The organism is Kitasatospora sp. NPDC051164 (assembly GCF_044455625.1).
Classification (GTDB): Bacteria; Actinomycetota; Actinomycetes; order Streptomycetales; family Streptomycetaceae; genus Kitasatospora.
In genome coordinates this window covers 3742-26391 of the sequence record NZ_JBITFB010000058.1, presented here as the reverse complement: position 1 = coordinate 26391, position 22650 = coordinate 3742, and the positions used below count along the sequence as shown (strand labels likewise).

Sequence of the window (22650 nt, the reverse complement as noted above, 5' to 3'; positions counted from 1 at the left end):
CATCCGCCACACGCCGAGGCGGGCCGACACCCGGGCGCCACCAACGCGCAACCTTGACCCCCGTGCCTCCCCCCTCTCCTCAGTCTGCCCCGTCCCGGCCCCGGTGGCAGGAAGCGTTCTCTGCTCCGTCCGGCGCACGAATGGGAACAGCCGCGGCAGCCGACGACGAGGGCCCAGGAATCGGCCCGCCGGCCAAGCCGGACGTCCGAGCAGCCCAGCTGGCCGACGCTCGCCTTGGTGGAATCTTGACGACATCTTGATGCTGTCCTTGCAGAATCTTGTCGTACCGTTAGCGGCTGGTGTGCCGGGAAGTCTGGTCGGCGATGACGTTGTCGTTCTCTCTCCGCAGCCGCACCGCCGGACCTGGTCCGCCGCGGGCCGCGCCGCTCGGTGCTCTTCTTCGCGTTCGCCTTCGCGGTGATCGCCGACCCGGTCTCCTCCGTCGCCTACGCGATCGAGGCCGCCCTGCGGGCACTGAACGGTGACCTCGCGCTGCTGCTGCCCACCATGGGCCTGGTGATCGGCCTCGTGGTCCTGGTCACCGCGAACTACTGGCAGCTGGTGCGGCGCTTCCCCAAGGGCGGCGGCGCTGCGGCTGCCGCCGGACGGGCGTTCGGTCCGCGCTGGACGTTCCTGCCGATCGGCGCGCTCGTCGTCGACTTCGTGCTGACCATCGGCATCTCGATCGCCGCCGCCGCCAGCGCGGTGATCGCGCTGTTCCCAGGCCTGGCGCCCATACGCATCCCGCTGGCTCTCGTGCTGCTCGTGATCGTGGCGGGCCTGACCTGGTTCGGCCACGGCGGCCGGCTCCTGTTCGCCGCGATGACCGTGCTGTTCGTGCTGGCCGCCGTCGCGGTGGTCGTCCTCGGCTTCGCCGCGCCGCACACCGCCGGCACGGCCGCCACCCACGCCGATCCGGGCCGCTCGGCCGTCTTCGCGGTGGTCATGGCCTTCCCCGTGGCGATGGCGCTGGCCACCGGCATCGAAGCCCCCTCGACCGCGATCGCCCAGCTCGGCCAGCTCGACGACACCCACCGGCGCCGCTTCGGCCGCGGGACCCTCGCCCTGCTGCTGGTTATCGTCGGCGGCCTCACCCTCGCCTTGACCGCCCTTGCTGTGAAGCTGCACGTTGGCCTGCCCGGCGCCGACTCCACCCAGATCGCCGACATCGCCCACGCCGCGGCCGGCCCCGGCTGGCTCTACGACGCGTTCCAGCTCACCAGCTCCCTGCTCCTGCTCGCCGCCGCCAGTTCCTCCTTCCAGGCCGGCCCCGGCCTGCTCAAGGCCCTGGCCGGAACCGCCGACAACCCCGGCGTCCTGCCCCCGGTCCTCGGCCGCACCAACAAGCACCACACCCCGTACTGGTCCGTCGTGGTCTACCTGGCCGCCGCAGCCGTGATCATCCTCGCTGCCGCCGGCCAGGAGCAGGAACTCGTGCTGTTCTACGCGGTGGCGGTCTTCGTCAGCTTCCTCGTCGGCCTGCTCGCCATGGCCCGCTTCGCCCGCACCGAGCGCAAGCCGTGGCTCGCCACCGTCAACGCCCTCGCGGCCGCGGCCGTGGCGTTCACCCTGGTCGTCAACCTGCTGCGCGGCTGGCCCGTGCTCTCCCTCGTCGCGACCCTGCTCATCGGCGCAGGCCTGTACGTCCGCTGGATCCGGGCCGGCAGCCCGAGCGGCATCGAGGAGATCGAGCGCCAGGCCGAGGCGGACTGAGAAGGGAGCGGGCCGAGTGGCAGAGCACACCGGACCGGGTTCGCGCAGCGGTGCCCGGCGCCGGGATCCGGTGCGCGCCGCGGGCGATACCGATCGGCGGCAGCGGCTCTCGCTGCTTCTCGAGTACGCGACGATCGGATGGCTGGCGGCTGGGGTCAGCATCATGATCCCGGTGGCTGCCTCGCAGGGCCCCGTCTCACTGCCCGAGGGCTACGGGATCATCTCCTTATTGGGCCTCGTCGCGTCGGCAGTTGTGGTCGGAACGTCGGCCGAAGAGTCGGATCGCCGGGCTGGTAACCGCTGGCAGGCCGTCGTCCATGTCGCGCTCGTGCTCGTCCTCCTGGCCCTGAGCGTGTCGGCCGGCGCCGCGCGAACCGGCTCCGTCGCCGGGTTGTGCTGGATCTTGGCCACCGTACCGGTGATGACCGCTCTGGCGGTCGCGAAGTCCAGGGTCGCGGACGAGAGCGGGTGCGGGGAGCGTCTTCGGGTGAGCGGTCCGACCGTGGTCCAGTCGCTGGCGGCGCTCGCCGCGTGGGCGGGGCTGCTGGACGGCCTGTGGCGCTGGGCTGGGAGCCTGGTGTTCGTGGCGGCGGCCTGCTGCGCGGCGGATGTTGCGGTCCGGTCCGCACGGACGGCCGCCTGAACCGGATGCCAGCCACGGCGCGCTTTCCTCGGTCCGCTCAGACGGAGACGCATGAGGCTTTGCGCGCGGCTGGGCTCGACCGTCTGCGCACCTGTCAGGAGGGCGGCAAGCATCTCTTGTCCGCACTGGCTGCCTTCCTCACCGGTGCCGTAGAGCAGCGCCGGCCCTCCGGCTATCGGAGAGCCGACGCGGCGTGGTCCGTCAGTGGCTGGCGAGCTCGCCGCTGAGCGTCCCGTGGAGGTCGGCGCTGGGGCGGTTGAGGCCGGTGATCTCGACGCTCTTGCCGCGCTGGGCGTACTTGGTCTCGATCGCGTCGAGGGCCGCGACGGAGGAGGCGTCCCAGATGTGGGCATCGGTGAGGTCGATGACGATCCTGTCGGGGTCGTTCGCGTAGTCGAAGCGACCGACGAGGTCGTTGCTCGAGGCGAAGAAGAGGGCCCCGGTGACGGCGTACACGACCTGGCTGCCGTCCGGGTCGGTGACGGCGGTGACGTTCGCGAGGCGGGCGACGCGCTTGGCGAAGATGACCATTGCGGTGACGGAGCCGACGACGACGCCGATGGCGAGGTTGGAGGTGGCGACGACGCAGGCGACGGTGATCGCCATGACGGCGATCTCGCCGACGGGCATCCGCTTGAGGGTCTTCGGCGCGACGGAGTGCCAGTCGAAGGTCCCGAAGGACACCATGACCATGACGGCGACCAAAGCGGCCATCGGGATGTCGGAGACGACGGGGCCGAAGACGACGCACAGCACCATCAGGAACGCGCCGGCCAGGAAGGTGGACAGGCGGGTGCGGGCGCCGGACACCTTGACGTTGATCATGGTCTGGCCGATCATCGCGCAGCCGCCCATGCCACCGAAGAAGCCGGTGACGATGTTGGCGATGCCCTGGCCGATCGACTCGCGGGTCTTGTTCGAGCGGGTGTCGGTGATGTCGTCGACGAGCTTGGCGGTCATCAGCGACTCCATCAGTCCGACCAGCGCCATCGCGAGCGCGTAGGGGGCGATGACGGTCAGGGTGTGCAGGGTGAACGGCACGTCGGGCAGGCCCGGCACCGGCAGGGAGGAGGGCAGATTGCCCTTGTCGCCCACCGTCGGCACCGCGATGCCGGCGGCCACGGTGACGACGGTGAGGATGACGATGGACACCAGCGGCGCCGGGACCGCCTTGGTGACCTTGGGGAAGAACACCATCAGTGCGAGACCGGCGGCGATCAGCGGGTAGACCGGCCACGGCACGTCGACCAGGTTGGGGACCTGGGTCAGGAAGATCAGGATGGCCAGGGCGTTGACGAAGCCGACCATCACCGAGCGCGGCACGAACCGCATCAGCTTCGCCACTCCGAGCGCACCCAGCGCGATCTGGAAGACGCCGGCCAGGATGACGGCCGCCACCAGGTAACCGAAGCCGTGCTCCCGGTTGAGCGGTCCGATGACCAGGGCGACCGCTCCTGTGGCGGCGGAGATCATCGCCCGCCGGCCGCCGACGACCGAGATGGTCACGGCCATCGTGAACGAGGCGAACAGGCCCACCGCCGGGTCGACCCCCGCGATGATCGAGAACGAAATCGCCTCCGGGATCAGCGCCAGGGCGACGACCAGACCGGCCAGGACCTCGGTGCGCCACGCCTTCGGGTCGCTCAGCCAGTCGGGCTTGAGGCCGCGCAGCCGCGAGACCGGGGACAGTACGGGAGAGGACACGGATGCGTACCTGTCGTGTTCGGGCACGCCTCCGTCGGCACCGCCGGGGCGTGCGAGTGGCGCGGGAACGCCGGGAGCGGCGCGCGCGAGCGGCCCGGAAGGCGGGCCGGAAGTCTTCGGGTGGAACGAGCGCAGGGGTCGGTGAGGCGCAGTCGACCGGCTCACGTTCAGGGGCGGAGTGTCACGGCGGGCAGGCGGCGGCACCGGGCGTCATGGGCTCGCGCACGTGCATCTCCTGCCAGGGTCGGATCGTTGCCGTGGGCTGCGTCGGCCCCGACACAGCGGCGGCGGGACAGCCGCCCAGGGCCGGTCTCCACCACCTCGGGAACTCTACCCCAACGTTAGAGTAGAGGTCGGCGGCGGCCGTACGGGCCGCGGCACCGGGACCGAAGGGCCAGGACCACGAGCGTGGACGACAGGCACATGCAGATCGGGGAGGTCGCCGCGCGGACCGAGCTGTCCCTGCGCACCATCCGCCACTACGACGAAACCGGCCTGGTCGTGCCCTCCGCCCGCTCCCAGGGCGGCTTCCGCCTCTACACCGAGGCCGACGTCGCCCGGCTCATGGTGATCCGCCGGATGAAACCCCTCGGCTTCACCCTCGACCAGATGCGCGATCTACTGGAAGCCACCGACCGCCTGGACAATGAGGACGACTTGGAGACCGACGAGCGCGAAGCACTGCTGGAGCAGGTGCGCCGCTACGAGCGGGCCGCCGTCGAGCAAGTAGCGAAGCTGCGGGTGCAGCTGTCCCGCGCCGAGGACTTCGCCGCCACCCTGGCCGCCCGCCTGGAGCACAGCGCGCAGACCACCCGGCCCTGAAGCCGGGCCGCACACGCGCCGCCCGGTGCACACCGTTCACGAGCACGGCGGTGAAGTCCAGCGCTTGCGGCCGGGCCGGCAAACCCGTTTCTCCGGCGGGGAGTTCGCGGCAGCGCAGGAACCGCGAGGCTCTGATCGGTGGCGTGGGCCAGGGCGACGGCCAGCCCTTCGCCCTCCCGGGCCGCTGCGGGGGCTTGCTCCAGTTCCCCGGCGGCGTGACAGTTCGTCGGCCCGCATCGTGGCGAAGTCAGTGCGGGCCGGCTCGCGGCCTCCGGGTAGGGACCGCCGCTTCGTGCGCGCGGCGAGGACTCGGGGGTGGATGGCGGCTCGGGATGCGGTCGCTTCCCGGACGTCGATTGCCGCGGCCCGCCCCTATAGCAGGCTGTGCAGGCTGCCTGCTTCGGGCAGGTGGATCCAGCCCTCGACGGCGGCGGCCGGGGCGTCTTCGAGCTCGGGCGGGCGGGTCAGGCCCTTGGCGCAGGCCCGGGCGACGAGGGTAGCGACGAGGGCGTCGAAGGCGTGCTCGTTGCGTTCGTACTCCTCCCGGACCTGTGGTGAGCAGTGCAGGAAGGGCGCGGCCGTCATCAGGCGGGCGGCCTTGGGGTAGACCTCGACGACGGGACCCGTCCCGGTGCGCTCCACGGGGTGGCCGCGGTGGGCGAGTTCGTCGGTCAGGTGGGCCCAGTGCGCGGCCGTGGCGCCGAGCTTGTAAGGAAACGGACAGCGGCTGCAGGCTCGGGGCGAGGGCCTGCCGTACGGCGATGTCGGTGCGGCCCAGTGGAGCACGGCGACGGCCGTGGTGGCGGGGCCTGCCGCGAGGTCGATCCCGATGCTTCGCACGGGGGTCGTCATAGCGGACATGCGGCGCCGTGGACAGGCTCCTGCTGGCCTGTCCGGGCTGCCGTCGGAGTGGCCTTTGGTCAGCCGTCCGCGGGACTTTCGGTGGCGGCGAGTTGGTGGTGGAGCTGGCGGACGAGGGAGGTCATGGCGGGCAGGGCGGCGCCGAGGGCGGCCCGTTCGTCGGGGTCGAGTGCGTCGAGGGCGGTGCCGATGCGCTGCTCATGGGCGCGCTGCCAGGCGGCGAGGCGCTCGGCGCCCTGCTCGGTGAGCTGGACGACGGCGCGGCGCCGGTCTCGGCTGTCGGTGCCGCGGTCGACCAGGCCGGCGGCCATCAGGCGGCTGACGAGTCCGGACACGGTGTTGGGCGCCAGTCGCAGGCGCTCGGCGAGCTGGCCGGCCTGGGCGGGCTGGGACTCGGCGAGGGACTGCAGGATTTCGACCTGGGCGATCGGGAGGGTCTCCCAGGGGTAGTCGGAGCGGATCGAGGCCCGCAGCGCCCGGCGCAGTCCCGTTATGGCGTCGGTGAGCAGGCGCGCGCCGAGGCCCGGCTGTTCGAGATCGGGGCGGGCGCTGGTGTCGGCGGTCGGGCTGGCCATGGTGCCAACCTAACCATGTCGGGGTCGGGCCGCGGTCGTCCGTGCGTCGACGCGGGTTGGCGGTGCCCTACGGCACGTGGTCTCGTCCGGTGGTGCTTGTCGGGAAGGAGCACCCGAACGGTGGACATGGCGGTGTCGTGTCGGCCGTTCGGGCGGTGCGGGCGAGCACCCTGGGCGTTCAGGTGACTGTACGTATGCGGCGTGTCCGGGGCGGGGTACGCCGTGCCCGCTCGTCCGGGAGGACCGTGTGGACCAGGTGAACGAGGCCAGTACGGACCGGTCCGACCCGCGGGTGTGTCTGCTGCCCGGCCAGGCCGGCGCCGGGCCCGGGCCGGGTCGGAGGCGGGCCGGGGTGTGGGCGGGGGAGGTACGCGCGGGTGTGATCGTGGCGTTGTTCAGCGTGCCCGAGGGCATGGCGTACGCGGCGATCGCCGGGTTCGATCCGGCGGCGGGCCTGTACGCGGGTGTGGTCCCCGCGGTCGTCGGCGCGCTGTTGTGCCGGTCGGTGCTGATGGTGACCACGCTGACCAGCGCGATCGCGCTGACCTCGCAGGAAGTGCTCATCGAGGCGCACCTGGATCCCTCCGACGGGGCGAACGTGGCCGCACTGGCGCTGTCGGTCGGTGTCGCGATGGCCGTCTTCGCCTTGTTGCGGCTGGGGTCGGCGCTGCGGCTGGTGTGTGGCGGGGCGATGTCGGCGTTCGCGGTCGGCATCGCCGTGCAGATCGTCGCGGGCGCGCTGGCGGACGCCACCGGCTACCGCGCCGGGCACCACAACCAGCTGCTGCGGATCGGCGCGTGGGCCGCACACCCCGGCGGGTGGTCGTCGGCGGCGAGCTGGACGGCGGCGGCGACCGTCGCGGTGTGGCTGCTGGCTCACCGCTGGCACCGCTCCCGGCCGCAGGCGGTGCTGATCGCGCTGGTCGTGGGGAGCGCGGGTGTGCGGGCCTGGTCGGCGCCGGTGCCGCTGGCCGCTTCGCTCGGCGCCGTCCCCTCCGGGCTCCCGCACCTGTCGCTGCCCGCCTGGGGCGTGCTGGTCCAACTGGCTCCGGGGGCCTGCGCGGTGGCGCTGGTGGCCCTCGCCCAGGCCGCCGGGATCTCCGGCGAACAAGATGACCGAGTGCCCCGGGTGGGCGGAACTCGGGACGTTCTCGCGCAGGCGGCGGCGAACGTGGTGGGGGCGTTCTTCCAGGCGATGCCGGTCGGCGGCTCGCTCTCGCGCACGGGGGTGGCCGTGGCCGCCGGGGCCCGGACCCGCTGGGCCGGCGCCGCTTCCGGTGTCGCCCTGGCCGTCCTGGTCGCGTCCTGCGGCCGCGCGGTCGGCCTGATCCCGCTGCCGGTGATCGGGGCGCTGCTGGGCGTCGTCGGTGCGAAGCTGGCCCTCGCCCGTCTGCCCGAGCTCCGGGCGGCCTGGCGACGCGGGCCCTACGAGCGGGCGGCGACGGTGCTGACCTTCCTCGCCGCCACCGAGGTTCCGCTCCAGTACGCGCTCCTGCTGGGCGCGGCTCTGTCCGTCCTTCCTCGGCTGGTGGCGCCGCTGCAGCGTCTGGGCGGCCGGCTGCGGCGCCGTCCGCAGGCTGCCCGCTCGTAACCGCGAGATACTGCGGTTACCGAGCTAATCGGTGCCCGATGTACTGTGGTGCCCCTCGCGCGGCAGGACCTGCGCCGCGCCCGGCCGCGAGGGGACCGGCCTCATGCATCTGGCGTACCTGCCCAGCCCTTCCCAGGGCGTGTGGCACCTGGGACCGATACCGATCCGCGCCTACGCGCTGTGCATCATCACCGGCATCGGGGCAGCGGTCTGGCTGACCCGCCGCCGCTGGGCCGCCCTCGGCGGCAACCCGGACCACGTCGCCGACATCGCCCTGTGGGCCGTGCCGTTCGGCATCGTCGGCGGCCGGCTCTACCACGTGGTCACCGACCCCGAGCTGTACTTCGAACCGGGCCGGCAGCCCATCCGTGCGCTCTACATCTGGGACGGCGGCCTCGGCATCTGGGGCGCGGTCGCCCTCGGCGCCGTCGGGGCCTGGATCGGCTGCCGCCGCCACGGCATCCGCCTCTCCGCCTACGCCGACGCCCTCGCCCCCGGTCTGGTGCTCGCCCAGGCGATCGGCCGCTGGGGCAACTACTTCAACCAGGAACTCTTCGGCGACCCGACCGGCCTGCCCTGGGGCCTGCTCATCGACCCCGCCCACCGCCCCGCCGCCACCCCGGACATCGCCCTCTATCAGCCGACCTTCCTCTACGAGTCGCTGTGGGACCTGGGGTGCGTGGCCCTGCTGCTGTGGGCCGACCGCCGCTTCGACCTGCACTCGGGGCGCCTCTTCGCCCTCTACGCCGCCGCCTACACCGCGGGGCGCGCCTGGGTCGAGGCCCTGCGCGACGACCACGCCAACCACATCCTGGGCCTGCGTCTCAACATCTGGACCGCGCTGATCGGCTTCGCCCTCGCCGTCGCCTGCCTCGTGGTCACCCGCCACAGGCAACGCCCCGCCGACCGTATCCACCGCACCTCCCGACCCGCCGAACCGATCAAGGCCACCAGCTGATGCCCCACCCCGCAGCCCCCACGCACGACACCGCCGCCCCGGCCGCGGCCGCCCGCCCCGCGCCCGCCGCCAGGCGTCCACGCCCGGCCTGGTGGGCCGAACTCCTGCTCGCCGGCGCCGGATACGCCCTCTACACCGTCAGCCGCAACGCCGTACCCGACCACCGCGCGGCGGCCCTGCGCCGCGCGGAGGAGATCCTCGACGCCGAACGCAGCCTGCACCTCAGCTTCGAACTCGCGCTCAACCACGCCGCCGACCACGTGACCTGGCTGATCACCGGCATGAACTACTACTACGCGACCCTGCACTTCATCGTCACCATCGGCGCCCTGCTCTGGCTCTACGTCCGCCGCCCCGAGCACTTCCGCGAGGCGCGGACCGCCCTCTACGCCGCGACCGCGGCGGCCCTGGCCGGCTTCTACCTCTACGCCCTCGCCCCGCCGCGCTTCCTCTCCGGGGACGGCTTCATTGACACCGTGGTCGTCCACCACACCTGGGGCTCCTGGGCCTCCAGCTCCGTCGACACCGTCTCCAACCAGTACGCCGCCATGCCCTCCGTGCACATCGTCTGGTCCACCTGGTGCGCCGTCGTCCTGTACCGCCACGCCCGCAACCGGGCCGTACGTGCCGCCGCTCTCTGCTATCCGGCCGCGACCCTCGTCGTGATCATCTCCACCGCCAACCACTTCGAGGCCGACGCCCTGGCCGGACTGCTCACCATCGGCGCCGGCTTCGCCGCCGCCCGCTGGACGGCCCGCTTCTCTTTCCGGTCCTTCCGGGCGCCACTCGCCTGAGGGTTCCGGGGGAATCAATCGATCGGACATCGAGTACATCCTCTACCGATCATATCGGCGACAGATATATATTGGATCCGGGGCCGCCGCTGGAAGCACAACCCCACGGGCGGCGGCCCCGCCCGTTCGCCGACCAGCCGATCGAGGTATCCGCCATGACGGTCCGCGACCGCAGCACCCCGGCATCCTCCACCCCGCGCCTACGGGCGCTGCTCACCACCGAGCGGCCCAGGCCCGGCGTGATACGCGACCGCCCCGGCGCCTGGCGCCTCGCGGTCGCCACCGTCTGCCTCGGTGCCTTCATGGGCCAGCTCGACGCGAGCATCGTCACCCTCACCTACCGGCCCATCGGCGCCGAGTTCCACGCCGGCCTGGCCGGTGTCCAATGGGTGTCCCTCTCCTACCTGCTGACTCTCGTGGCCCTGCTGGTGCCCGCCGGGCGCATGTCCGACGTCCATGGCCGCAAGCTCATGTACCTGTACGGCTTCGTCGTCTTCACCGCCGCGTCCGCCGCCTGCGGCCTCGCACCCACCCTCACCGCGCTCGTAGCCTTCCGCGTGCTCCAGGCGGTCGGCGCCGCCCTCATGCAGGCCAACAGCGTCGCCCTGGTCGCCACCAGCGCACCATCCGACAAGACGCGCACCGCCCTCGGCATCCAGGCCGCCGGACAGGCCGTCGGACTCGCCCTCGGCCCCACCATCGGCGGAGCCCTCGTCGCCACCGCCGGCTGGCGCTGGGTCTTCGGCGTCAACGTCCCCATCGGCATCATCGCCCTCGCCGCCGGGTACTACCTCCTGCCCCGCACCCGCGACCGCGCCACCACCTCCCGCCTCGACCTGCCCAGCGTCCACCTGCTCGCCGCCGCCACCACCCTCGCCCTGCTCGCCCTGTCCGTCCTCTCCGGACTCGGCCTGCCCCCGTGGACCGCCGCCGCACTCGGCGTCGGCGCCGCACTCGCCGCGTGGGCGTTCATGCGCCGCCAACGCAGCCTCGCCCACCCGCTCCTGGACCTGACCCTGCTGCGCCGCGGTCCGGTCGGCCCCGGACTGCTGGCCGGGCTGTGCGGCTACCTTGTCCTCTTCGGTCCCCTGGTGCTGGTGCCCGTCGAACTCGACCGCCACGGCAGTTCACCCCTGACGGCCGGCCTGGTGCTGACCGCGCTGCCGGTCGGCTTCGCCCTCGCCGCGACCGCCGCCGACCGCCTCCTGCCCCATGCCTGGGACGACCAGAGGCGCAGCCGCTACGGCGCGGCCGGCTGCATCGCCGCCCTGGCACTGCTCGCCGCCGTACCCCAGCAAGCCGCCGTCCTGCCGTACCCGCTCGTCCTGCTCGGTCTCGCCCTCGGAGTCTTCCTGCCCGCGAACAACACCCTCGTCATGAAGGCCATCCCGAGCCGCTCGGCCGGCACGGGCGGCGGCATGGTCAACATGACCCGCGGCCTCGGCACCGCCACCGGCGTCGCCGCCGTGACCCTCGCCCTCCACCTCGGCGGCACCGGCACCGGAGCCCGTACCGCCACCCTCGTCCTGCTCGTCTTCGCCGCCCTCGCTTGGGTACTCGGATACGTCTCCCGCCACCCTTGACCTGCCCGGGATTCCGGGAGAGGGCCCGAGCCGGGTAGCAGTCAGCCGTAGACTGCCGGGTGGCCCTAAGGGGGCGGGGCGGAGCGGGTGCCCGAAGGGCAGAGCATGGCGGACTCGTCGAGCGTCGTCGGCCGTGAGCGGAGCCGGCAGGGCGGGCCGAAGCCGGGCGTGTTGCGGGCGCCGGCACGGCCGGTGGTGCGGGTGGTGGCCGGCCCGTTCGCCGTCACGGTGCCAGGCACTGCGGTGGCAGCGGGAACCAGCGCAGGGCCTCGAAGTCAGCCGGGAGTGCGCAGGGGCCGGAGTCGACCGGGTCGGGCAGGCCGGCGAGCAGCGTGCGTGCCTCGTCGAGCTGCCCGGCGAGTGCCTCCTCGCCCATCCGCGCGCGTCCGTGCGGCCAGTGCAGGTGGCCGTGCTCGTCGTAGCGGGCGTCGGTGAGCCGCAGTGGCGGTCCGGCCGCGGCGTCGCGGTGGCGCCACAGGCCGGTGTGCGGGTCGAAGCGGTAGTCGGGGAGCAGCCGGTGTCCGCTGTCGGCGAGCAGGTCGACGGCGTCGATGAGGTAGTCCCGGACGGTGTCGGAGAGGATAGTGGAAGTTGATCCTGGTCCAGCCGGGTTTGATTCCCTCGCAGCGGTGCCCGACGATCTCGTCGCGGAAGGCGTGTGAGTGCGGTGTGTCGATCGCGAGCAGGCGGTGGCCGTAGGGGCCTGCGCAGGAACAGCCGCCGCGTGACTGGATGCCGAAGAGGTCGTTGAGGACAGCGACCACGAAGTTGTGGTGCAGGAACCGGTGGCCGTGCCGGATCCGGAAGGAGACGATGGACAGCCTGCGGGCGCGGTGGCTGCCGAGGACGTCGATGCGCGGGTTGCGCTCCCACCGGTCGAGGGCGGTGTGCCACATCCGTTCCTCGCGGGCCTGGATCAGGTCGGTGCCGACGGCCTGTTTGAGGCCGAAGACCAGACCGGCGCGGATGGATTCGACGATGGCGGGTGTGCCGCCCTTCTCGCGGGCGACCTGGTCGTCGAGGTATCGCTGGCTGGTGGGGTCCACGAACAGCACTGTGCCGCCGCCGGGCGCGGTGGGCACCGGGTTGCGGACGAGTTCCCGTCGGACGACCAGCACGCCGGGGGTCTGGGGGCCGCCCGGGAACTTGTGCGGGGACATGAACAGTGCGTCCTTGCCGTCGCCCCGGCCCGGGGAACTTTCGGCCGCGCGGATGGGTACGTACGGTGCTGCCGCGGCGTAGTCCCAGAAGGACAGTGCTCCGTGTTCGTGCAGGAGGCGGGCCGTGCGGTCGGTGTCGGTGAGGATGCCGGTAACGTTGGAGGCGGCGGAGAAGCTGCCGATCCGCAGCGGCCGGTCGGCGAAGCGGACGAGCTGGGCCGTGAGGTCGGCGAGGTCGAGGTGTCCGTCGGCGTCCTCGCCGATGGGCACCACGTCGGCGACGGTCTCACGCCAGGGCAGTTCGTTGGAGTGATGCTCGTACGGCCCGATGAAGACCACCGGCCGCTCGGCCTGCGGGAGAGGCCCGTCCGGCCGGTGGCGTTCGGCGGGGCCGGTCGGCCGGCGGAGTTCCAGGATGCCGACGAGCTTGTTGACGGCGGCCGTGGCTCCGGACCCGCAGAAGATCACCAGGTGGTCGTCGGTGCCGCCGATGCAGTCTCGGATCATCCGGCGGGCGTCCTCGCGCAGCCGGGTCGTTTGCAGGCCGGTCCCGGAGCTCTCGGTGTGGGTGTTGGCGTAGCGGGGGAGGACGGCGTCGCGGATGAAGTCCTCGATGAAGTCGAGGGAGCGGCCGGAGGCGGTGTAGTCGGCGTAGGTGACCCGGCGCGGTCCGTAGGGGCCGTCCAGGACCTCGCCCTCGCCGATGATGCCGCGCGGATGCGCTCCAGCAGAGGTGACGGCGAGGCGGCGGACGTGGACCGCTCGCCCGACGCGGTGGTGGTGCTCACGTCGGCCTCCTGTCCGGGGTGGCCGGGACCGGTCGGCGTGGTCCCGGAGAACTCCGTCGACTGCCAGCATCCCGCAGCGGATCCCGGCAGGCCAGAGCCGGACGGCTCTCCCGCGCAGCCCATCGTGGCCATCCCACGTGGTTCCGCCGGTGTGCCGGGCACGGCCGGTGCGGCATTCCTGGCGGTGGGCGGTTACCGGTGGAGGGTGGCGAGGGTGGTGTCGAGGTCGGGGGTGCCGGTGCGGGGGCGGTTGTAGGGGAGTTTGCCGAGCATGGCGCCCATGGCGCAGGTGTTGGTGATCGCGGCGAAGGCGAGGCCTGCTCCGACGGCGGCGGAGAACCAGCGGGCGCAGGGGAACGCCAGGTCGGCGACGATGCCGAGGACGACGAGGGAACCTGCGGCGAAGCGGACCTGGCGGTCCATGGCCCAGACGGCGCGTGCGCCTTCGGGGCGGTTGAGGGGGTGGCCGCTCTGGGCCCATGCGGAGGTGCCACCGACGAGGGTGTGGGCGGTGATGCCGGTGGCGGCGAGCTTTTCGCACGCGGCCTGGGAGCGGGCACCGGAGGCGCAGACGACGGCGATCGCGCCGTGCTCGGCGGCTGCGCGCAGGGCGGGCATGGCCCGGTCGAGCTGGTCGAGGGGGATGTTGTGGGCGCCGGGGATGTGGCCGCCGGCGTACTCGCCGGGGGAGCGAACGTCGATGACGGTGAGCTGCTCGAGTCGGGGGTGGAGCTGCTCGACGGTCAGGGGCGTTGCCATGGGGCGGGGTCCTTCCGATGGGGGAGCGGGGGCCGGCGGGTGCAGGCGTCCGGGAGTGGTGTGGGGGTCAGCGGAGCGCGTCGGTGATCATCAGTGCGGCGACGGCGAGCAGCGCGAGGGCGAAGACGGTCTGGAGGGTGCGGCCGCTGAAGCGGTCGGCCAGGCGTTTGCCGTCCCAGGCGCCGAGGACGGCGGCGGCGGTGAACGGGGCGATCACGGCCCAGTCGAGCGAGCCGGTCGTGCCGATGCGTGGGACCAGGGCGGCCAGCGAGTTGGCGCTGATGACCAGCAGGCTGGTGCCGACGGCCTCGGCCATGGTGAAGGCGAGGACGGAGACCAGCGCGGGTACGGCGAGGAAGCCGCCGCCCACGCCCAGCAGACCGGTGACCGCCCCGAGGCCGGCGCCGGCGGCCGCGGAGCGTGCGGGGCGGCTCTCGGTGGGTCGGTCGGACCCCGCGGCGTCGGGGCGGTGTCGGGCGGCGTCCTTGGGCTTGCGGGCGGAGGCGAGCATGCGCCAGGCGGCGAACGCCGCCAGCACCGCGAACGCGACGGTGAGCAGGGTGGCGGGCAGGTGGGCGGACAGCGCCCCCGTGGCGGCGGCCAGGGGAAGGCCGGCCGCGGCGAACAGCAGGCCGGTACGCCAGCGCACGCGGCCTGCCCTGGCGTGGGCGAGGAGTCCGGTGAGCGAGGTGGCGGCGACGATGAGGAGGCTGGCGGTGCCGGCGTGGGCGGGGGAGAAGCCGAGCAGGTAGATCAGGGCGGGGACGGCGAGCATGCTGCCGCCTCCGCCGAGGCCGCCGAGCGCCAGGCCCACTACGGCACCGGCGATCAGGGCGAGAACGAGCGCGGTCATATGACCTGACCACCAGTGCCGTGTGCGGTGACGACGGGGAGCCCGGCGTCGGCCCACGCCCTCATCCCGCCTGCCACGTTGACGGCGGTGACGCCGCGCGCCGTGAGCAGGGCGACGGCGTACTGCGAGCGGTTGCCCGAGCGGCAGATCGCCAGCACCGTCCGTCCCGCCGTGTCGGGCGGCAGATCGCCACCGGCGTCGAGGACGCCGAGCGGCACCCAGAGTGCGGAGGGCGATCGGCCGGCGGCGTACTCCTCCTGCTCGCGGACGTCGACGAGGACCGCCCGGCCGGTCGAGACCATCCGCTCGGCCTCGGCCGGGGTGGCCTGCGGCGGGGCGGGTGACTGGTGGGTCGAGAGCATGGCTGGCCTCCGATGGGTGTGCTGCGAGTCAGTGGGAGCGGCCCCAGGTGACGGCGACCTGGGCAGGTGGTGAGGGGCGGCTGCGCGGCGGCCTGTGAATGACTCCCCTTGCTTCCGATAATACCCATGGGGGTATCTTTGAGAGCAAGGGATACCCCACCCCGTATTTTTCCGGTTCACGCGGCGGCTCGATTCGGCCGCCTCGGCCCGAGCTGCCATGCCTCAGGAACAGGAGCGATCCACGTGTTCTTCGCCCAGTACTACCTCGACTGCCTCTCCCAGGCCTCGTACCTCGTCGCCGACGAGACCACCGGCCGCGCGGTGGTGGTCGACCCGCGGCGCGACATCGACGAGTACGTCGCGGACGCCGAGGGGCACGGCTTCACGATCGAGGCCGTGATCAACACCCACTTCCACGCCGACTTCCTGGCCGGCCACCTGGAACTGGCGGCCCGCACCGGCGCCTGGATCGGCTACGGGCAGCGCGCGGAGACCGAGTACCCGATCCGCCACCTCGCCGACGGCGAGCGGATCAGCCTGGGCGAGGTCACCCTGCAGATCATGGAGACCCCCGGCCACACCCCCGAGTCGATCAGCGTCCTCGTGTACGAGCACGCCGAGGATGCCGTGCCGTACGGCGTGCTGACCGGCGACGCCCTGTTCATCGGCGACGTCGGCCGCCCCGACCTGCTGGCCTCCGTCGGCGTGACAGCCGAGGAGCTCGGCCGGATGCTCCACCACAGTGTCCAGCACAAGCTGATGTCGCTGCCGAACGAGGTCCGCGTCTTCCCCGCGCACGGTGCCGGCTCCTCCTGCGGCAAGAACCTCTCCACCGAGCGGCAGTCCACCATCGGTGCACAGCGCGCCACCAATTACGCCTGCGCACCGATGAGCGAGGACGACTTCGTCGCCATCGTCACCGCCGGCCAGTCCACCGCACCCGGCTACTTCGGCTACGACGCCACCCTCAACCGCCAGGACCGCGCCCTCTACGATGCCGCGCAGGCCCACCGTCCGCTCACCGAAGAGGAGTTCCGCGCCCACCGCGCAGCCGGAGCGGTCGTCGTCGACGCCCGCAGTCCACAGGAGTTCGCCGCCGGACACCTGCGCGGCTCCATCAACGTCCCCGCCGACGGCCGCTTCGCCGAACAGGCCGGCGCCGTCCTGGCGCCGGACGCCGAGATCCTCGTCGTGGCACCGGACGGACAGGAGCAGGAGGTGGTGACCCGCCTCGCCCGCATCGGCTTCGACCGCACCGCCGGCCACCTCGCCGACCCGGAAACCGCCCTCGCCGCGTTCGCCGACGACCTCACCCCCGCCAGCCGCCTCACCGTCGACCAGCTGCGCACCGCCCTCACCGCAGACCTGCCGCCGCTCGTCATCGACGTCCGCACCTGCGGCGAACGTGCCGAAGGATCGGTCGAGGACTCCGTCCACATCGCCCTCAACGAACTGCCCGGCCGCCTCGACGAGATCCCCACCGACCGGCCGCTCGTCCTCCACTGCGCCGGCGGCCACCGCTCCTCCATCGCCGCCAGCCTCCTGCGTCACCACGGCTACGGCGACGTGTCCGACCTGCTCGGCGGCTACGCCGCGTGGGCAGCCGCTCACCAGCCCGCCGCCTGAACCCGGCCCCTGGTCCGGAAGGAATACCCACCGCTCCCCGACCGCTTCCATAGATACCCGGAGGGGTATTTATGGAAGGGTTGTGGGAGTGATGGCGAACGTAAACGTTCAGGCGGCGGAGCCGCTCTTCACCGCCTGCGGGCGGCGGATCGACGTAGGCCAGCTGAAAGTTGACGGCCCTTCCGTCCGGATCGGCCGGGTCACTCTGGATGTGGGGCCCGAGACCGGCGGAACCTCCCGCATCTGGGCCGGACTCAGTCCGGCCGAGGCGCGTGAACTCGCCCAGCGCCTGCTCGACCAGGCGGCCCGTGCCGAGGGGTGAGTCGTCACCCGCGGTCGCCCGCGGTGGTCGAGGTCGCGCGTGCCGGCACCCGCGGCTGGGCCGCGACCGCACGGGGCCGGCACCTGCTCACCGCCGGAGGTCGCGCCTCGGCACCCACGCCTGTGGAGCAATTGGTGGCATCCGCGGCAACCTGCGCAGCCGAACGCGCCGCCCAGTTCCTGGAAGGCCGGGGCCTCCCGCGTGACACCCTGCGCGTCACCGCCCACTACGACGAACTCGACGACCAGCCCGCCAGGATCACCTCCCTGCGCCTGGTCCTGGCTCTACCGCCCGGCCTCGACCCGCAGCGGCACGCAGCGCTGCGCGACGCCCTCACCCGGTGCGCGGTCATCAACACCCTCCGGTACCCGCCGAAGGTCATGGTCGACCTGCGCTGACGGAGGGGGTGGACCGGTGCACCGTGGCGGGACATGCCGGAGGGGTGGGGTCTTGGGGCCGGGCCCACGACCTGAGTCGGCGCTTGCAGTGCGACGGGGCCTGGAAGCGGACCCTCCAGCTGTTGCAGACAGCGGCCGATGCGACAGGCCTCATCACGTGGGACGTCGCCGCGGACTCCACCATCGCCCAGGCGCACCGGTACCCCGCCGGGGCGCGCAAAGGCGGGGCGTTGCAGAAGGAGCCACCCGGCGGCATCGACACCGAGCCGGACGAAGCGGCTGTGCTCGTCGCGGCCATCAACGAGCCGCCGTGACCAGCACGCCGCAACAGGCCTCACGACGCAGGCCGCCGGGCCGCATCACCCGCCCCACGGATGATGCGGCCCGGCGGCCTGCGCCCATCGGTCCGTTGCGAAGCCGGTCGGTGCAACGTGCTTTTCCGGCGGCCCGCGGTTCGTCCGGCGGGCTCGTGGGCTACGCGGCGGATGCCGCGATCCGCTGACGAACGTCGTCCATGTCCACGGCGTGGACCTGGCGGATCACGTCCTCCAGAGCGGCCTCCGGCAGCGCACCGGGCCGGGCGTCGAGGACGACGCCGTCACGCACCACCATCAGGGTCGGGATCGAGGAGATCCGGAAGGAGGCGGCGAGCTGCCGCTGCGCCTGGGTGTCGACCTTGCCGAACACGATGTCCGGGTGCTTGTGTGACACGCGCTCGAAGACGGGTGCGAACATCCGGCACGGACCGCACCACGCGGCCCAGAAGTCCACGAGCACGATGCCCTCGCCGCCGGCGATCTCGTCGAAGTTCTTCTCGGTCAGCTCGACAGTGGCCATGGCCGATCTCCTCTCGTAGATACCCCCATGGGTGTTTGGGCAGTGGAGTGCGGTCGGCTATTCCGCCCCGTTGGTTCGATCCACCTCGATGCGGACGGCGGGAGCCTGGTGGAGCGTGTTGTGGACGGTGCAGTGCGAGGCGACGGCGAGCAGTGCGTCGTACCGGGCAGGGTCCAGGCCCTTCGGCGGCTTCACGGTGAGGGCCACCTCGGCGACCCGGGCGGGGCGGTCGGTGGCCATCGTGAAATGGGAGTCCACTCGCAGCCCTTTCGGATCGACACCGTGTCGGGTCAGGTAACGGCCGGCGTAGAACGCCACGCACGAGGCGAGCGACGCGGCGAACAGTTCGGTCGGGGTGGGGCCGGCGTCCTGGCCGCCGTCCTCGACCGGCTGGTCCACGACGAGGCGGTGGCGGCGAAGCGCGATTTCGTAGCGGTCTCCGGCCAGGTGCTCGATCCGGATCCGGCCAGGAGGGAGTGCTGCGCCGGAGTCGGTGAGTGAGGTGTGCTGCGCGGGCGAGGTCACGGTCTGCTCCTGTCGGCGGGCCGCGAAGCGGCCGATGGCGGTCGGGTCCACTTCCAGTGGAGATCGGTGCCGGGCGACGGGCCAGAGCCGACCGGCCCTGCCGGGAGGGCCCCTGATCCCTGCTCTGCGCTGATATATACCCCACGGGGTAAACTCGTGGGAGAACGCCACTCTGGAGGTGCGGACATGCAGGTGGACGACGACGCGGTCGGAGCGGTTCTCAACCGCCTTCGCCGGGCTCAGGGTCAGCTCGCCGGCGTCATCGCGATGATCGAGGCCGGGCGCGAGTGCAAGGACATCGTGACCCAGTTGGCCGCGGTCTCCCGCGCTCTCGACCGGGCCGGATTCAAGATCGTGGCCAGTGGCATGCGCCAGTGCATGGCCACCGCCGACGGTGACGCGCCGCCGATGAGCGAGGCCGAGCTCGAAAAGTTGTTCCTCGCCCTGGCCTGACATCGCGCCCGCCCATCGGCGGCGCCCCGTGCGGCGCGGTCCCGTGCCCTGCTGGGCTCCCTCCCCTGCGGGCGGGTCGGGGCCTGCGGCCGGAACGCGAGGGCGTGCGACACGCCCGGCGGCCTGAAGCGGAATGCAGATCTCCGTTTGGGCGTTGGCATACTCTGTTGCATACCCCTATGGGTATTGATGGGAGGTGGACCGTGGTTCGGGAAGTCGACATCGAGGCGGTCGCCGCCGCACGGGCGCGGGGCGCGCTGGTGCTCGACGTGCGCGAGGCCTTCGAGTTCGCCGCGGGGCATGTGCCCGGCGCCCGCTGGATCCCGCTGGGGATGCTCGCGGGAAGCCTCGCCGAACTGCCTCGCGACCGCGCCGTCATGGTGATCTGCGCTTCCGGCAGCCGGAGCCGGATCGGAGCCGAACTGCTCGGCCGCGCCGGGTTCGACGCCGCCTCCGTCCTGGGCGGGACCGCCGAGTGGTCGCTCTCCGGCCGCGACCTCGCTTCCTGATCCCCCTGACCTCACGCCACGATTGGAGCACCCCATGGACTACGGCATCCCCGTCACCCTTGACCTCCCCTTCGGTGAAGCCGTCGAGCGCGTACGCGCCGCGCTCGCCGAGCAGGGCTTCGGCATCCTCACCGAGATCGACGTCCGGGCCACCCTGCGGGCCAAGCTCGGCGAGGAGATCGAGGACTACCTGATCCTCGGTGCCTGCAACCCGCCGCTGGCCCACCGCGCCCTGGGGGTCGACCGGCGGATCGGGCTGCTGCTGCCGTGCAACGTCGTGGTCCGCTCGGCCGACGGGCACACCGTGGTCGAGGCGATGGACCCGCAGCTGATGGTGCGGGTCGCCGAGCAGCCGGCGCTCCAAGCCGTGGCCGACGAGGCCGCCTCCCGGCTGCGCGCCGCGCTGGACGCCCTCGCCGGCTGACCGCCGCTCCCCGGGCCCGCTTCCGCGGGCCCTCTTTTCCGGACTTCCATATACCCCCACCCGTATTGCCAGCCCGCTGGGCCGCCCTCGGAACGGAGCACCCCCGTGCCTCACCCGGACACCTCCCTCGTCAAGCCCCCCACCCCGGCGCCGCCGGGTCCTCCGGGCCGTGCCGGCCTCCTGGGCCGTCTCGGCGCCTGGTCGGCCGGGCACTTCAAGGCCGTGCTCGTGGGATGGCTGCTGGTCGTGATCGGACTCGGCGCCTTCGCGCCCCAGGTCACCACCGCGCTGTCCGGCGCCGGGTGGCAGGCCAACGGCTCCGAGTCCGTGAAGGTCAGGCAGGTCGCGGAGCAGCACTTCGCGGGCAACGCCTCCACCGCGCTGCAGATCGTGGTCACCGCTGACCGGCCGGTCAGCGAGCCCGCCGTCCAGCAGGTGATCGGCAAGGCCGAGGCCGTTGCCGCCGCCGACCCCCGGATCTCCACCGTCGTCCCGCCCCAGCCCGGTGCGACCATCAGCCGGGACGGTCGCACCGCGATCCTGCTGGCCGGCGCCAAGGCGTCCCCGGACGACATGGTCCGGGCCGCCGACGCCCTCAAAGCGCCGCTGAACGCCCTGTCCACCGACGGCGTCAGCGTCCACGCCACCGGCGCCTCCGTGCTGTGGAGCGACTTCAACAAGGCCAACCACGACGCCATGATGAAGTCCGAGATCATGTCCTGGCCGGTCACCCTGGCCATCCTGGTCCTCGCCTTCGGCTCCCTCGTCGCCGCGGGTCTGCCGCTGCTGCTCACCATGGCCGGGCTCGCCGCCTCCGCCGGATCGCTCGTTCTGATCAGCCACCTGTTCCCGGTCTCCATCTGGGCGATGAACTTCGCCATGATGTTCGCCCTCGCGCTCGGCATCGACTACGCCCTCTTCCTGGTCGTCCGGTTCCGCAGTGCCCGGATGGGCCGCTCACTGTCCAGCGCCGAGGCGGTCGCGGAGACCATGGACACGGCAGGCAAGGCGGTGCTGCTCTCCGGGGCGACGGTGCTGGTCAGCCTGTCCGCGGTGATGCTGGTCCCCTCCCCGGCGTTCCGCTCGATGGCCGGCGGCATCATGCTCGCCGTGCTGTTCGTCCTCGCCGCCACGCTGACCTTGCTGCCCGCCGTCCTCGGCAAGCTCGGCCACCGCGTCGACGCCCTCGCCCTGCCCTGGGTCAAGTCCGGCGAACACCGCTCTCCGCGCTTCGCCGCCTGGGGCGAGCGCCTGTGGAAGCACCCCCTGCGCTACGGCGCCGTCGCGCTCGCGGCGCTGATCGCCCTCGCCGCGCCGGTCGTCGGGCTTCGCACCGCGATGCCGTCGATCAGCGTCATCCCCGCCCACGACAGCGCCCGCGCCGGCTACACCGCCGTCCAGCAGGCCTTCGGCCCCGGCGCCCCCGGCACCCTGCAGATCATCACCCCCACCGGCCAGGCCGCCTCGGTCGGCGTGCAAATCGCCCACACCCCCGGCATCGCCGGCGTCATGCCCGCCCAGAGCGCCGCCGACGGCTCCGGCTGGGCGATGATCCAGGCCGTCCCCACCCTCGACCCGTCCAGCCCGCAGCTCGGCTCCACCGTTGACGCTCTGCGCGCCGAACTCCCGCACGACACCCTCGTCGGCGGCGCGGCGGTCGAGAACCTCGACCTGCAGCACCTCCTCACCCAGAAGACCCCGCTGGTCATCGGCGTGGTCATGGCCCTCGGTTTCCTGCTGCTGCTGGTCGCCCTGCGCGCGCCACTGGTCTCCGCGCTCGGCACCGCCGCCAGCCTGCTCTCCACCGGCGCAGCCTTCGGAGTCGCCCGGCTGGTCTTCCAGGGCGGCCACGGCGCCGGCCTGCTCGGCTTCAAGCCGCAGGGCTTCCTGGACGGCTGGGCACCGGTGTTCTTCTTCGCGATGATCTTCGCCATCGCGATGGACTACACCGTCTTCCTCCTCGCCTCCGCCAAGGAGCACTACGAGCGCAGCGGCGACCCCAAGGAGGCCATGGTCGGCGCCCTCGCCCACTCCGGCCGGGTGATCTTCGCGGCGGCCGGCGTCATGGTCGCGGTCTTCTTCACCTTCGCCCTGTCCGGGCCGCTGCCGCCCAAGGAGATGGGCATCGTCCTGGGCGTCGCCGTCCTCCTGGACGCCGCGCTGGTCCGCCTCGTCCTGCTCCCGGTCATCCTCCGGTTGACCGGCCGGGCCGCCTGGCACACCCCTCGATGGCTCGACCGGGTCCTGCCGAAGGTCACCTTCTCCCACGGCTGACCCAATTCAACCCCCGGTGGCGGGGGGGCCCGGGGGCGCCCCCCCCCCCCCGGGGCCCCCCCGGGGGGGGGGGGGGGGGCGGCGGCCGGCGGGCCCACCCCCGCCCCCGCCGGGCC

24 protein-coding genes are annotated in these 22650 nt (G+C 72.6%); 15 read left to right on the top strand and 9 right to left on the bottom strand.

The window, feature by feature from the left end:
• The first annotated feature begins 390 nt into the window (after window positions 1-390).
• Both ACIBEC_RS44780 and ACIBEC_RS44775 read left to right on the top strand, forming a co-directional pair.
• Window positions 391-1713, top strand: a complete 1323-nt coding sequence (locus tag ACIBEC_RS44780) for an amino acid permease (protein ID WP_360508748.1) — start codon at window positions 391-393, stop codon at window positions 1711-1713.
• A 16-nt stretch (window positions 1714-1729) separates the two neighbouring features.
• Window positions 1730-2356 (top strand): hypothetical protein, encoded by a 627-nt coding sequence (locus ACIBEC_RS44775; protein ID WP_360508745.1) that lies wholly within the window; start codon window positions 1730-1732, stop codon window positions 2354-2356.
• A gap of 201 nt (window positions 2357-2557) precedes the next feature.
• Here the strand turns inward: ACIBEC_RS44775 and ACIBEC_RS44770 are convergent, their stop codons facing one another.
• Window positions 2558-4060, bottom strand: coding sequence for a SulP family inorganic anion transporter (locus ACIBEC_RS44770; RefSeq protein WP_360508742.1), 1503 nt, complete (start codon window positions 4058-4060; stop codon window positions 2558-2560).
• Window positions 4061-4468: 408 nt separating this feature from the next.
• Here ACIBEC_RS44770 and ACIBEC_RS44765 point away from each other — a divergent pair, with 408 nt between their 5' ends.
• Window positions 4469-4882 carry a MerR family transcriptional regulator gene (locus tag ACIBEC_RS44765; RefSeq protein WP_360508740.1) on the top strand — a complete coding sequence of 138 codons (414 nt, stop codon included), beginning with the start codon at window positions 4469-4471 and terminating at the stop codon, window positions 4880-4882.
• Window positions 4883-5254: 372 nt separating this feature from the next.
• Here ACIBEC_RS44765 and ACIBEC_RS44760 read toward each other — a convergent pair whose 3' ends face one another.
• Window positions 5255-5722, bottom strand: a complete 468-nt coding sequence (locus ACIBEC_RS44760) for a hypothetical protein (RefSeq protein ID WP_360508737.1) — start codon at window positions 5720-5722, stop codon at window positions 5255-5257.
• Between the two features lie 80 nt (window positions 5723-5802).
• Window positions 5803-6318, bottom strand: a complete 516-nt coding sequence (locus tag ACIBEC_RS44755; protein WP_360508734.1) for a MarR family transcriptional regulator — start codon at window positions 6316-6318, stop codon at window positions 5803-5805.
• A 247-nt stretch (window positions 6319-6565) separates the two neighbouring features.
• Here ACIBEC_RS44755 and ACIBEC_RS44750 point away from each other — a divergent pair, with 247 nt between their 5' ends.
• From ACIBEC_RS44750 to ACIBEC_RS44735, 4 genes are all read left to right on the top strand, one after another.
• Window positions 6566-7909 (top strand): SulP family inorganic anion transporter, encoded by a 1344-nt coding sequence (locus ACIBEC_RS44750; RefSeq protein WP_360508731.1) that lies wholly within the window; start codon window positions 6566-6568, stop codon window positions 7907-7909.
• A gap of 103 nt (window positions 7910-8012) precedes the next feature.
• A complete protein-coding gene (gene lgt / locus ACIBEC_RS44745) occupies window positions 8013-8867 on the top strand; it encodes a prolipoprotein diacylglyceryl transferase (RefSeq protein ID WP_360508728.1) in 855 nt (284 codons plus the stop codon).
• A complete protein-coding gene (locus ACIBEC_RS44740; protein ID WP_360508725.1) occupies window positions 8867-9661 on the top strand; it encodes a phosphatase PAP2 family protein in 795 nt (264 codons plus the stop codon). The genes lgt and ACIBEC_RS44740 overlap by 1 nt, the downstream gene beginning before the upstream one ends.
• A 155-nt stretch (window positions 9662-9816) precedes the next feature.
• Window positions 9817-11244 carry an MFS transporter gene (locus tag ACIBEC_RS44735; protein WP_360508722.1) on the top strand — a complete coding sequence of 476 codons (1428 nt, stop codon included), beginning with the start codon at window positions 9817-9819 and terminating at the stop codon, window positions 11242-11244.
• Between the two features lie 275 nt (window positions 11245-11519).
• On the opposite strand, the gene ACIBEC_RS44730 is transcribed toward ACIBEC_RS44735, so the two are convergent.
• From ACIBEC_RS44730 to ACIBEC_RS44715, 4 genes are all read right to left on the bottom strand, one after another.
• Window positions 11520-13262: an aminotransferase class V-fold PLP-dependent enzyme gene (locus tag ACIBEC_RS44730; RefSeq protein WP_360508719.1), complete on the bottom strand. Its 1743-nt coding sequence runs from the start codon at window positions 13260-13262 to the stop codon at window positions 11520-11522.
• 122 nt (window positions 13263-13384) lie between these two features.
• A complete protein-coding gene (locus ACIBEC_RS44725) occupies window positions 13385-13951 on the bottom strand; it encodes a rhodanese-like domain-containing protein (RefSeq protein WP_360508716.1) in 567 nt (188 codons plus the stop codon).
• Window positions 13952-14018: 67 nt separating this feature from the next.
• Window positions 14019-14804: a sulfite exporter TauE/SafE family protein gene (locus tag ACIBEC_RS44720; RefSeq protein ID WP_360508713.1), complete on the bottom strand. Its 786-nt coding sequence runs from the start codon at window positions 14802-14804 to the stop codon at window positions 14019-14021.
• Window positions 14801-15166: a rhodanese-like domain-containing protein gene (locus ACIBEC_RS44715; RefSeq protein ID WP_360508710.1), complete on the bottom strand. Its 366-nt coding sequence runs from the start codon at window positions 15164-15166 to the stop codon at window positions 14801-14803. The genes ACIBEC_RS44720 and ACIBEC_RS44715 overlap by 4 nt, the downstream gene beginning before the upstream one ends.
• A gap of 243 nt (window positions 15167-15409) precedes the next feature.
• On the opposite strand from ACIBEC_RS44715, the gene ACIBEC_RS44710 reads away from it, so the two are divergent.
• The 4 genes from ACIBEC_RS44710 to ACIBEC_RS44695 all read left to right on the top strand — a co-directional run bounded on the left by ACIBEC_RS44710 (window position 15410) and on the right by ACIBEC_RS44695 (window position 17826).
• A complete protein-coding gene (locus tag ACIBEC_RS44710; protein ID WP_360508707.1) occupies window positions 15410-16792 on the top strand; it encodes a rhodanese-like domain-containing protein in 1383 nt (460 codons plus the stop codon).
• Window positions 16793-16883: 91 nt separating this feature from the next.
• Window positions 16884-17114 carry a hypothetical protein gene (locus ACIBEC_RS44705; protein WP_360508704.1) on the top strand — a complete coding sequence of 77 codons (231 nt, stop codon included), beginning with the start codon at window positions 16884-16886 and terminating at the stop codon, window positions 17112-17114.
• Entirely contained in the window at window positions 17111-17512 is a 402-nt protein-coding gene (locus tag ACIBEC_RS44700; protein ID WP_360508701.1) for an OsmC family protein, read from the top strand. The genes ACIBEC_RS44705 and ACIBEC_RS44700 overlap by 4 nt, the downstream gene beginning before the upstream one ends.
• Window positions 17513-17634: 122 nt before the next feature.
• Window positions 17635-17826 (top strand): hypothetical protein, encoded by a 192-nt coding sequence (locus tag ACIBEC_RS44695; protein WP_360508698.1) that lies wholly within the window; start codon window positions 17635-17637, stop codon window positions 17824-17826.
• A 160-nt stretch (window positions 17827-17986) separates the two neighbouring features.
• On the opposite strand, the gene trxA is transcribed toward ACIBEC_RS44695, so the two are convergent.
• Window positions 17987-18349: a thioredoxin gene (trxA, locus tag ACIBEC_RS44690; protein ID WP_360508696.1), complete on the bottom strand. Its 363-nt coding sequence runs from the start codon at window positions 18347-18349 to the stop codon at window positions 17987-17989.
• A 57-nt stretch (window positions 18350-18406) separates the two neighbouring features.
• Window positions 18407-18925 carry an OsmC family protein gene (locus ACIBEC_RS44685; RefSeq protein ID WP_360508693.1) on the bottom strand — a complete coding sequence of 173 codons (519 nt, stop codon included), beginning with the start codon at window positions 18923-18925 and terminating at the stop codon, window positions 18407-18409.
• 135 nt (window positions 18926-19060) lie between these two features.
• Between ACIBEC_RS44685 and ACIBEC_RS44680 the strand changes: the two genes are divergently transcribed.
• The 4 genes from ACIBEC_RS44680 (at window position 19061) to ACIBEC_RS44665 (ending at window position 22534) form a co-directional block, all read left to right on the top strand.
• Complete coding sequence (locus tag ACIBEC_RS44680) at window positions 19061-19327, top strand: metal-sensitive transcriptional regulator (protein WP_360508690.1); 267 nt, start codon at window positions 19061-19063, stop codon at window positions 19325-19327.
• Window positions 19328-19530: 203 nt separating this feature from the next.
• Entirely contained in the window at window positions 19531-19836 is a 306-nt protein-coding gene (locus ACIBEC_RS44675; protein ID WP_360508687.1) for a rhodanese-like domain-containing protein, read from the top strand.
• Window positions 19837-19870: 34 nt separating this feature from the next.
• Window positions 19871-20260 carry a DUF302 domain-containing protein gene (locus ACIBEC_RS44670; RefSeq protein WP_360508685.1) on the top strand — a complete coding sequence of 130 codons (390 nt, stop codon included), beginning with the start codon at window positions 19871-19873 and terminating at the stop codon, window positions 20258-20260.
• A 105-nt stretch (window positions 20261-20365) separates the two neighbouring features.
• Window positions 20366-22534 (top strand): MMPL family transporter, encoded by a 2169-nt coding sequence (locus ACIBEC_RS44665; RefSeq protein WP_360508682.1) that lies wholly within the window; start codon window positions 20366-20368, stop codon window positions 22532-22534.
• Window positions 22535-22650: the final 116 nt, after the last annotated feature.

Bases quoted from the DNA above. Each gene is read 5' to 3' on its own strand.
- ACIBEC_RS44755 (WP_360508734.1), bottom strand. From the start codon at position 6,318: ATGGCCAGCCCGACCGCCGACACCAGCGCCCGCCCCGATCTCGAACAG.
- lgt (WP_360508728.1), top strand. From the start codon at position 8,013: ATGCATCTGGCGTACCTGCCCAGCCCTTCCCAGGGCGTGTGGCACCTG.
- ACIBEC_RS44740 (WP_360508725.1), top strand. From the start codon at position 8,867: ATGCCCCACCCCGCAGCCCCCACGCACGACACCGCCGCCCCGGCCGCG.
- ACIBEC_RS44735 (WP_360508722.1), top strand. From the start codon at position 9,817: ATGACGGTCCGCGACCGCAGCACCCCGGCATCCTCCACCCCGCGCCTA.
- ACIBEC_RS44730 (WP_360508719.1), bottom strand. From the start codon at position 13,262: ATGCTGGCAGTCGACGGAGTTCTCCGGGACCACGCCGACCGGTCCCGG.
- ACIBEC_RS44725 (WP_360508716.1), bottom strand. From the start codon at position 13,951: ATGGCAACGCCCCTGACCGTCGAGCAGCTCCACCCCCGACTCGAGCAG.
- ACIBEC_RS44720 (WP_360508713.1), bottom strand. From the start codon at position 14,804: ATGACCGCGCTCGTTCTCGCCCTGATCGCCGGTGCCGTAGTGGGCCTG.
- ACIBEC_RS44715 (WP_360508710.1), bottom strand. From the start codon at position 15,166: ATGCTCTCGACCCACCAGTCACCCGCCCCGCCGCAGGCCACCCCGGCC.
- ACIBEC_RS44705 (WP_360508704.1), top strand. From the start codon at position 16,884: ATGGCGAACGTAAACGTTCAGGCGGCGGAGCCGCTCTTCACCGCCTGC.
- trxA (WP_360508696.1), bottom strand. From the start codon at position 18,349: ATGGCCACTGTCGAGCTGACCGAGAAGAACTTCGACGAGATCGCCGGC.
- ACIBEC_RS44680 (WP_360508690.1), top strand. From the start codon at position 19,061: ATGCAGGTGGACGACGACGCGGTCGGAGCGGTTCTCAACCGCCTTCGC.
- ACIBEC_RS44670 (WP_360508685.1), top strand. From the start codon at position 19,871: ATGGACTACGGCATCCCCGTCACCCTTGACCTCCCCTTCGGTGAAGCC.